The following is a 10,281-nucleotide window of genomic DNA, read 5'->3' on the forward strand; positions in this document are numbered from 1 at the left end:
ATTGGAATTTTAAAGCTTCATTATTAAAGTTTGAATTGTCGTGATTTGAATGATTTGTATGATTACTAGAAAAAGTTAGTTTATTATCATTCAAATCATTCGTATCATTATTCTCAGTCTTAATATAATCAGTATCATTATTCTCAGTATCATTAGACTGTGAATTTGGAAGTTCTTGACCACTTAAATTCACAGTTCTAGAACTTCCAAATTCATTGTTCTGGAACTGTGAATTTGGAAGTTCCTTGCTATGACTGGCTTTAATGTCATAATTAGGTTTTAATAGGTATAATCTATTTGGTTTATTAAGGCCAACACGTTCTTGAGTTAGTAAATTAAAACTTATTAACTCTTTTTTTAATTTTATAATTTTTTGTTCTGCATAACCTAAGTATTCGCACAAATGTTTATTACTGAAAATAAAGTAAATGTTATTATTTTTATCTACCCATTCATTTTGGATGGATAATTCAAAGCGATCTTTTAATAACGCATACATAATTTTGGCTTCCGCCGACATTTTTTTAAAATATGCATCTTCGAATAAATATTTAGGTAGTTGATAAAACCTTTCAGTTTTTACTTGTGATAAATTGTATTTTTCAAAATTGGGCATAATAAAAACCTCATTTCCATTTTTAGGATTGAGGTAATAAAACAATTTTTACGTAAGTTATATGTTTTGTGCTTGCACTTAGATGATTAGATAGATATAATACAAGTATCAAAAAATATATAAACAAACGAGTGCGAATCGTTTTATTACCGAGAGTCAATGCTACGCCAATAGCATTGACTCTTTTAGTATTTATAAAGCAATATTAACACTTTTAAGAAAGTATATAAAGAGTTTTAAATGTAGTTAAAAGCACATTGCCATGGCAAAATGTGTAGTTCATTGTTTTAGTACCTAATTAAGCTTCAAAAACATATTATAGGTAGCTAATTAGGTGCATATGTAGTAAATAGGTAGTAAATTTAGTGGTAATTGATGAAATAAACTTCATTAGGTGGTAAAATTTAGGTACTAAATTAGGTACCTAAGGGTGGATGTTATGAGAACTATTAAAATGGTTGCTGATGAATTAGGTGTAACTAAACAAACTATTGTTAATAATGCTAAAAGTTTAAATATAACTTTTGAAAAAGAAAATGGGATTAATTATATTGATGATAATGATTATTTGAAAATTATAGAAAAAATTACTAAGAAAGAGAGTACAATCCAAAATAAAGAATCAGTAAAAAAAGAATTGTTTGGTGAAAATACTGCAAAAGCAGAAAAGAATATATATAATAATTCAAATAGTTCTGAGACATTAAAAACAAAAGTAAACGAATTAGAAAAGCAAATAGAAATCTTTGAAACTAGAGCTAAAAATGATGAAAAATATATTGAGAATTTAACTAAGCAATTAGATCAACAAAATAGCAATGTTAATACATTAAATAAATTGTTGGAGAATCAACAAATATTAGCTTTAGAAAGCAATAAAAAAATTCAAAAACTAGAAAGCCAATTAGAAGAAGAAAGACAGCTTAATTATTCTTTTGATACAGCGACGAATAATAGACAAAATATTAATCCGCAAGAAGCAACTTTTACTGAAGAATCGCAAAATATCAACCAACAACAAACAAAGCGTCAACCAACAGAAGTAAATAACAAGGATATAGCCGAAGAGAAAAAGAATGACAGTACAGATGAAGGTGAATTAACAAAAGAGGATAAGTTCGTTGAAAAAACGAAGAGTGATCCTGATGATAATAGGGAGGTAGAACCACCTAAAAAGGGATTTTGGAGTCGATTCTTCGGTAATTAAAAATGAATGTAAAAGGTGTATCAAGGGAGTATAAATCTTTGATACACCTTTTATAGTGATGAAACTTCTGATAATCATCACTTATGTTAACTGCTTATTTAATAATATTAATTGAAATGGTCCAATCAATATTAGAATACATCTATATCTCTATTTTCTTTTAATTAAGTGCTCTTTTTAAAATTATCATAAACGCTGATATAATAATACTTATAGTTAATATTGAATAAGAATTGATCGATACTATAACCTCTAATATTGCATACTATTTACAATTGTTACAAGACCACTTTAAATTGTCTGAATACTATTGTTTTTGTTGATTTCATAGGCTTCAGTCGACGTCAATCCTATAAATAGGATTGATTTTTTTATCCAAATCCTATTTTTCCTATTACTTTTTAACCTGTTTATTATTCTATAAATCTCTCTAAATGCTCTAAAAAAATATCTTAAAATTTCAAATAGTGGTTAGCTATATTTTTTACTTTACAACAGAATCAGAATAAGCATATATATTCAGGGTATATATAAGTAATAGGAGGCTGGTGTAGATGTTCAAAAATATATTATTACCCTATGATTTCGAAAATGATTTTAGTGCTATCCCTGACTATTTAGAAAAAGTCACCGATGAAGATTCAGTTGTTGTAATTTATCACGTTGTAACAGAAAATGATCTTGCAATTAGTGTCAAATATTATAATAAGCATAAAGAAGATATTATTAGAGAAAAAGAAAAAAAACTCACTCCATTTTTACGTGAATTAGAAAAAAGAGATATTCAATATAAAATAGATGTAGATTTTGGGCATATTAAAGATACAATCTTAGAAAAAATTACTTCTGGAGATATAAATAATGGTGAATTTGATTTAGTAATTATGAGTAATCATAGAGTCGATTTGAATATTAAACATGTTTTAGGAGATGTTACACATAAGATTGCTAAAAGAAGTTCTGTCCCAGTACTAATTGTTAAATAAATATAAGAAGTAAGAAATTTATTAATTCAAAAAGCCTAAATACTTTCTCACAAATCGAGAGAGTATTTAGGCTTTTTTATTTTTTTATTAAAATTTAGAACACGCATTTATGACGAGAAAATTTTTGGTTGGAATGGGCAATGTGTTAGCTAACTAGGTTAGCGAGTTGGTTGGGAATTGAATTGGGTTTAATCCCAAGAAAGTACCAACTCAACAACACATAAAGCCCTGTAGGTTTCAACCAAAAAGCAATTGGAATAAAACAATTATTTACTATATTTAAATATGTATGCTATGATAATTTTAAGATGTGTTATAAACATAAAACTATTACATTAGATATTCATTTTTTCCCTTTTCCCTTTAGTGAGTTTCTGTATTCTTACTAAGGGATTTTTTATTTTTGGAAAAAATAAAGTATGTTATGATACAGTCGTAAATCATGCGAAAGTATGCTTTTATAGCGTGTTTTTCATGTTTTTTTACTTAAACTTTTTCTTTATTTTCTCTTAGCTAAGAATGTAGTTCTTGCTAAGAGATTTTTTTTGTATGTTATAATAAAAACATACAAGGTCACATATTTTATATCTTTGGATCTTATGTTCATTTTAAAATCATTTTTTCCTAGCAGCTTTTAGTGATTTTTAATTGCTAAAAGCTGCTTAATTTTTAACAATAGTGAATTGTGTTAAAATAAATTTGTTGCTTCCAAGAATGTGTATTATAAATTATATTAACTCTGTTATTGAATAACTTATTATTTTATCTCTTAGTTAAGATGATTGTTCTTACTAAGAGATTTTTTATGCTCTTTTTTAGGTGTTTAGAAACGAGTTGAAAACGAGTTTCTTCTTGTCTTGATGCTCAATGTAAGAATATAGATTTTAGAATTAGAAATTAATGCTTTATCTAAATTGGAAAGTGGTATTACAAACGGAGATCAAAAATTAGCACAATCTGGGATAGATGCAAATGAGAAAGCGTTAAATATTATTTCTCCTATTTTTGAAGATATGCAAGACATTATTCTTAATGCTTTCTATGAATAATAAATAAGCAAGTTACGAAATTCTGTGTTTTAGCGCTTTTTATATCTACACTAACAGATACTTCAGCATATTCACTACAATTAATGGTCAATCGCATTCATTAATAACATGTTTAACAATAATTTATAAACGTTCATTAATGAGAAAAAGAATATAGAAAAAAAGAGAGCGCATATTTATGCTCTCTTTTTTTGTCTTATTATTAAAAGTTCATAATAAATTATGATCATCTGTTTTGGGACGCTGTGAGAAGCTCTCATTTGCATCGAAGTAAAGTTTATTAAATCAAATCATTATCGTGTTTAATTCTATAAACAGTCTGCCTTGTTATATTCACTTCTTTCGCAATTTTACTAATTGCTTGGCCTTCTTCTAACATTTCTACAACTCGATGATAAATAATGCGTTTTTGAGGATCTTTAGCGTGGGGAGAATATAATAAAGGACGCCCTTTATAAACTCCTTTTTCTTTAGCTACTTTAATCCCTTGTGCTTGTCGACGTTTACTTTCATTTCTCTCTTGTTCTGATACCATCGCTAATATTTGTGTGATTAAGTCTTTCATAAACTTATCTAATAGTGGGTTACCAACAACTTCATTCATCATAGGCAAACTAGTAATCATTAACTGGACTTCTTTTTCTTTTAAATAATTTACTGTTTTGATAATCTCATCATAATTTCTTCCTAAACGATCAATAGATTCCACTACGAATCGATCTCCCATTCTTACAAAATTAAGCGCTTCTTGAAAAATAGGTCGGTTTTCGACTGATTTTCCTGATTGCTTTTCTGTAAAAATTTTTTCAGCACCAAATGTCTTTAAATTTTCAAGTTGTCTTTCTATATTTTGATCGATAGATGATACTCTCGCATAGCCAACAATCATTGATTTTCACCTCATAATTAATATACACCCTAATCATACGTTCTAGTTATTATAAATTCAATAACTATATCTGTATGATTAGGGTGTACTCAAAGTATACATATCTATAATTAAAACTTACTAAAAATAAATATAGATTTTTTCTTTTATATTTATTAGAGGTGAATCTTTCATTAAGAATGGTTAAAGTAAATCATTAACCTTATTGATTTTTCCATAGATTATAGTATTCACCTTTTTTATTGATTAATGATTTATGAGTTCCCTCTTCAATTATTTGACCATACTTTAATAAATAAATGTTGTCAGCATTTTTAACATTAGTCAATTTATGTGTGATTAAAATGATTGTTTTGCTTGATAAATGAAGATCTATATTCTCTAATATATTTTTTTCAGTAGATGCATCTAGAGAACTGGTAGCTTCATCTAATAATAATATATCGGAATCTTTTAATATTGCTCTAGCTAGTGCTATTCTTTGTAATTGTCCACCAGATAAATTAGAACCTCCATTATGTAATTGAGTATCTAATTTTTGTGGAAGGTTAATTATAAAATCATATGCACAAACTATTTTACAAGCTTTATATATATCAGAATCAGAGACTTTTCTATTTAATCCAATAGTCAAATTTTCTCTAATTGTAGCTCCAAAAATAAAATTCTGTTGTGTAACAAAACTAATCAAATTTCTCAGTTTATTTTTGGGAATTTCTTTTATTGAAGTATTATCAAGCGTTATACTACCTTCATAATTTATATGAAAATTATCAATTAATTTTGCTATAGTAGACTTTCCTGAACCACTTTCACCTATAATAGCAACTTTTTGATTTTTGAGTATTGATATATTAATGTTTTTCAAAGCTTCTTCTTTAAAATTATATTGAAAGTTAAGATTCCTAATTTCCAGTTTATTTGTAAAAGTGAAAGTAGAATCTATTAATGTATTATTATTATTTCTTTCTTCATTTTCAGTTTTAATATCTGTTATATCTAAATATCTTTGCGTAGCGACAATTGCTGATTGTATTTGTGGCTGTAGGTTTATTAATCTCTCAATTGGATCTATATAATATATTACTAAAGCATTGAACGTTAAAAGTTCTCCTAAAGTCAACTGATTTTTTATTATAAGAAATGATCCAATCCAAAGGATAATTAAAGTCGTTGTCATTTTCATAAAAGTGTTAATAGTTAGTTGCATATTAGTAAAAAAACTAAGTTTATACAATCTTCTGATTAATTTTTTAAAGTGATTAACTCCTTTATTAAATATTTCATTTTCTGCTCCGAAACTTTTTATTACTGAATAACCTGAAAAACTTTCAACAAGATATGAACTTAAAGTAGCGTCTTGTTCCATCACTAGTCTATTATATTTGCTTAATATTTTTCTGAATGATAATCCTATAATTAAATATATTGGAATCAGAATTAATGTTATATAAAATAACAGCGCACTTTGAAAGAATAAAGCAGTTCCACCAACTAAAACCATTAATGTGTCTACTAATAATGTTATAGTAACTGAAGAAAGTGCTTCTCTTATATGAGATAAATCAGAAAACCTTGATAAAATTTCTCCACTTTTCCTTGTTTCGTAAAATTTTATTGGTAAATTTAAAACGTGATAATAATAATCTTTCATAAAATTCATATCAATTTTTAGACTTAAGTTTAAAGAAGCTTGATATCTGATTAAAGAAACCAATGCATTAATTAAGTATATAAATAGTACAGCTATAGATAATATATGTAAATTTTGTATAATTTGAGAAGGTATTATAGTATCCACAAGATATTTAAAGTAAAATGCACCTATAATACCCAATATATTTATGAACAGTGATAACATAAAAATATTAAAAATAGGAATTTTGTTACTTTTTAATATTTTTGTGAGCAACTTATATTTGCTAGGGAGGTTATTATCATAGCCATATGAAACATCATTCTGAACAAGCAACAGTATACCAGTCCATTTTTTTTCAAATTCCGTAAAACTAATTTTTTCTTTTCCTTTTGCAGGATCAATAATATAAATTTTGTTTTCAGTTTTTCTTTCTATGATAATAAAATGCATATATCCTTGCTCATTTGTAATATGTGCAATCAGAGGTAAATCAGTATTAGAAATATCATTAACTTTTTTAGCTTTAACCCCAGTTAATTCAATGCCTAATTGTTTCCCACCTTCAATCATACCATATAAAGATGTACCGTTTTTATCAGTTTTTGTCCATTCTCTAATTCTAGATATTAATGTTTTTTTTCCAAAGTGATGACTTAACATTGCTAAACATGCTGGTCCACAGTCGCTCTCATCGTATTGTTTAATAAACTTCATATATAAGCCCCAATCTTATTTTATAATGATATCTTCACAAGCAAAACATTATAATCAATATTACATTTCAAAAACAATATAGCACAAACTCATTTTTAAATGTAAATATTGTCAAAACTCAAATTAGTTATATTAGCGCTATCATACAAGAAGAAGTAATAACACAAATTATAGGAAGACTTTGATAGAGTATTAGGAGGATTCTCAAACGAGCATGATGAACATTTTTATTGTGAGATTTTTTATTTAACTTCGTATTATGATTTTTAAAATCAATAACATGTTATATGTAGAATTAAATAATATAGAATTCTAAAACTTAAAGAATAAATTTCCTTTTATAAATCTAAAAATAATCTTATTCTTAGATTTACTTTTTTTTAATAATTTTTTGCTACTATTAATTTAAATCAAAAAAAGGGGTGAATATTTTGAAAAGTCTATTTAAAAAATTACCTGTTGTAGGTCCTGCTATTTTATTTGTAGATAACTATGGTAAAGATTTTTCAGATGGCTACGATAGTATTAAATAATTATAAGGGAGTTATTGAAGATGCAAAAATTAACTGTAGAAGAAACTAGAAAAATTGAAGGTGGAATTAACTGGCCTGAACGAGGTATTTTTGGGGATTCCGTTTATAATACTGGGAAACACGTTGGGGCAGCTAACAAATGTTGGAATGATGGTAAAAGAGGCTTGGATTTTGTGAGATGCCAACAAGCTACTTTCAATGGTAAATAAGAAAAGTGGTATTCTCAGTCCAAACGTCCCCTGCCTAGGCATGAGACGTTTGGACTGTTTTTTATTAAAAAATAGGGTTCTGTTGCAAAGTTAAAATTATATGCACATCTATACAAAACTATAAAAGCAAATATTGTTTTAACAGTAAAGAGTTTTGTTAGTATTAATTATTTTTCGTTTTTCAGTATAAATATTACATGATTTTTAACTTTGCAACAGAACCATTATTTTTCTATAGATATGTTGACCACCTATTTAGTATTAAGAAAAGGGATATTACCTCTAACAATAGGTAATAAAGATATTAGAGCAATAATAGATAAAATTAAACCGACCCATAATGGAGAAGCTAATCCAAATCCAGCCTCAATAGCGAACCCACCAATCGCAGGACCAAATGTATTCCCTAAATTAATCATCGAATTATGGACACTGGCAACTAATGTACCTGTACCACCAACTCTAGTTACACGAATGGCTAAAGCAGGATTCATTGATAATCCTACAAAACCAACAGTGATTATTGAAATTACAGCAATCATAGGAAGTTCTGTAAAAAGTCCAAATACCACAAAGGTAACTGTCAAGACGCTAAGTCCTACAACTAAAACTGAAATCATATAAGTATCAGCCAATCGACCCACAATAACATTCCCTATTACCATTGCTATACCATAACCAGCAAGAATATAAGGAACGGTTGTCGATTTAACTCCCGAAATACTAGTTAAAATTGGTGTAAAGTAACTAAATCCTGTAATAATTGCACCTATAACTACCATACTTGTTACATAAGCCGCCCATAAAGAATAATTTTTAAATAAACCAAGTTCTTTTCGAACACTGGTCTGTTCTTGTTGAGCAACAGATGGAATAAAGATATATGCTAATATGCCTGCTAATAAAACTAATAAGGCAATAGTCCAAAAGCTAGCGCGCCATCCAAAATATTGTTCTACCATAATAGTAATTGGAAGACCAGCTGCGGTTGCCAGCATTAAACCACCCAAAACAATGGAAGCAGCACGTCCGCGAGTATGCGCACTCACTAATTGAAAAGCAATCGCCATACATAGACCAAAACAAGCAGCAGAACTAATTCCCGTAATTAAACGTGCTACGAACATTATCTCATAATTGGGTGCCATCGCCCCAAGTATCTGACCTATTAAATACACAAAAGTAAGAGTCAACAGGGCTTTTTTTCGAGCCACTTTAAGTAAAGCTAAGGTAAGTATGGGGCCTCCGATGACCATACCTGCCGAATAAGCTGAAATAAGGTAACCAATAGAAGAGATAGATACGCCAAACTCTTCCGAAAGAACTGGCATTATACCAGCGACCATAAATTCTGATGTTGTTTGTGCAAAAATAAGTAATCCTAATACATAAATTACAAAGGGCATTTAATCAACTCCAATTTCAAATATTTACCTAAAAGTACGAAAAATGATAGAACACTGTTCATTACAAGATGAAATAAATGGAAGGTATATTGTTTCTTTATATGTACAAAGTATTTTGTACTTTATAATAATTATGCCGATCTAAATTCAGATTGAAAAGTAGACATATCTTTCATACTTAGTATGTTAAAAGGTACTAATTCAATCACGTACGATATAATAACTCCTATTTTTTGTTAAATTATCCATATATACAAAACAAGAAATCTATCAGGCTAATTTATTATTTTTGTTCTTTTCATTTGATATGATTAATATACTTAGTACGAATTTATGATTATACATTGTTATTTTAAAGGGGAGATACTCTGTTGGATGAACAATCAAAATATAGAATTGTTACCACGCTTCAAGCAATTGGTAGTAAGTGGAAGCCTTATATATTATTTATTCTTTTAGTAAAAGGCACAAAACGTTTCGGGGAATTGAGACATTTAATTCCTGAAATAACACAGGGTGTACTAACGCAACAACTTAGAGACTTAGAAAGGGATGGCCTAATCACTCGTGTTGTTTATCACGAAATCCCTCCAAAAGTAGAATATTCTTTATCTAAACATGGAAAATCATTGGAGCCCGTATTAAGTGCTATGTGTGATTGGGGATTTATCCATGAGGAATTCATAAAGGGAATACGAAAGGAACGGAAATAAAAGTTATACATAGATATATTTGAACTACTCCCCCATTGATGAGAATATAATCAAAATACTTTTTTTAATTACAGAATTAATCAGGTTTTAAGTCTTTCTTTTTTGTTTTTGATCTTTTGCATTCCTATCCACTATGGTGTTATAATATATTTAACAAGAGCTTCGTGCATTATATGCACCAATCCCCTCACTATTGCGAGTAGTGAGGGGATTTTTAGGTGTTGGCTAATATCGCCTATTTTTTCTTATTGTTACGTGTACGTAGCCAATGCGTAAATAACGCAACAATACAACCACTGATGACTGTGGTCGTGATGTGA

The 10,281-nt window shown here is 28.2% G+C and carries 10 protein-coding genes; 5 read left to right on the plus strand and 5 right to left on the minus strand.

The genetic code is table 11. The annotated features are described in order from the left end of the window. Positions 1–616 (minus strand): replication initiator protein A (locus tag HMPREF2715_RS04080; RefSeq protein ID WP_070839474.1); only part of this gene is annotated, 616 nt, incomplete at its 3' end. A 439-nt stretch (positions 617–1,055) separates the two neighbouring features. Here HMPREF2715_RS04080 and HMPREF2715_RS04085 point away from each other — a divergent pair. From HMPREF2715_RS04085 to HMPREF2715_RS12220, 3 genes are all read left to right on the plus strand, one after another. After that, the gene (locus HMPREF2715_RS04085; protein ID WP_012818081.1) at positions 1,056–1,823 is read left to right on the plus strand and encodes a DUF536 domain-containing protein; all 768 of its coding nucleotides are present in this window, start codon (positions 1,056–1,058) and stop codon (positions 1,821–1,823) included. 554 nt (positions 1,824–2,377) lie between these two features. Further along, on the plus strand, positions 2,378–2,809 hold the full coding sequence (locus HMPREF2715_RS04090; protein WP_000475805.1) for a universal stress protein: 432 nt from the start codon (positions 2,378–2,380) through the stop codon (positions 2,807–2,809). Positions 2,810–3,723: 914 nt separating this feature from the next. After that, positions 3,724–3,858, plus strand: coding sequence for a hypothetical protein (locus tag HMPREF2715_RS12220; RefSeq protein ID WP_256263993.1), 135 nt, complete (start codon positions 3,724–3,726; stop codon positions 3,856–3,858). 280 nt (positions 3,859–4,138) lie between these two features. Here the strand turns inward: HMPREF2715_RS12220 and HMPREF2715_RS04095 are convergent, their stop codons facing one another. Continuing rightward, positions 4,139–4,747, minus strand: a complete 609-nt coding sequence (locus HMPREF2715_RS04095) for a recombinase family protein (protein WP_070678213.1) — start codon at positions 4,745–4,747, stop codon at positions 4,139–4,141. A gap of 202 nt (positions 4,748–4,949) precedes the next feature. Then, positions 4,950–7,100 (minus strand): peptidase domain-containing ABC transporter, encoded by a 2,151-nt coding sequence (locus HMPREF2715_RS04100; protein WP_053031498.1) that lies wholly within the window; start codon positions 7,098–7,100, stop codon positions 4,950–4,952. 547 nt (positions 7,101–7,647) lie between these two features. Between HMPREF2715_RS04100 and HMPREF2715_RS04105 the strand changes: the two genes are divergently transcribed. Next, entirely contained in the window at positions 7,648–7,842 is a 195-nt protein-coding gene (locus HMPREF2715_RS04105) for a hypothetical protein (RefSeq protein ID WP_141738628.1), read from the plus strand. A 251-nt stretch (positions 7,843–8,093) separates the two neighbouring features. Here the strand turns inward: HMPREF2715_RS04105 and HMPREF2715_RS04110 are convergent, their stop codons facing one another. Then, the gene (locus HMPREF2715_RS04110; protein ID WP_009385210.1) at positions 8,094–9,248 is read right to left on the minus strand and encodes an MFS transporter; all 1,155 of its coding nucleotides are present in this window, start codon (positions 9,246–9,248) and stop codon (positions 8,094–8,096) included. Between the two features lie 371 nt (positions 9,249–9,619). Here HMPREF2715_RS04110 and HMPREF2715_RS04115 point away from each other — a divergent pair, with 371 nt between their 5' ends. Then, on the plus strand, positions 9,620–9,961 hold the full coding sequence (locus tag HMPREF2715_RS04115; RefSeq protein WP_017176821.1) for a winged helix-turn-helix transcriptional regulator: 342 nt from the start codon (positions 9,620–9,622) through the stop codon (positions 9,959–9,961). Positions 9,962–10,196: 235 nt separating this feature from the next. Here the strand turns inward: HMPREF2715_RS04115 and HMPREF2715_RS11845 are convergent. Then, positions 10,197–10,281 (minus strand): type I toxin-antitoxin system Fst family toxin (locus HMPREF2715_RS11845; protein ID WP_103450215.1); only part of this gene is annotated, 85 nt, incomplete at its 5' end.

This window comes from Staphylococcus sp. HMSC062A01 (assembly GCF_001836805.1).
GTDB lineage: Bacteria > Bacillota > Bacilli > Staphylococcales > Staphylococcaceae > Staphylococcus > Staphylococcus haemolyticus.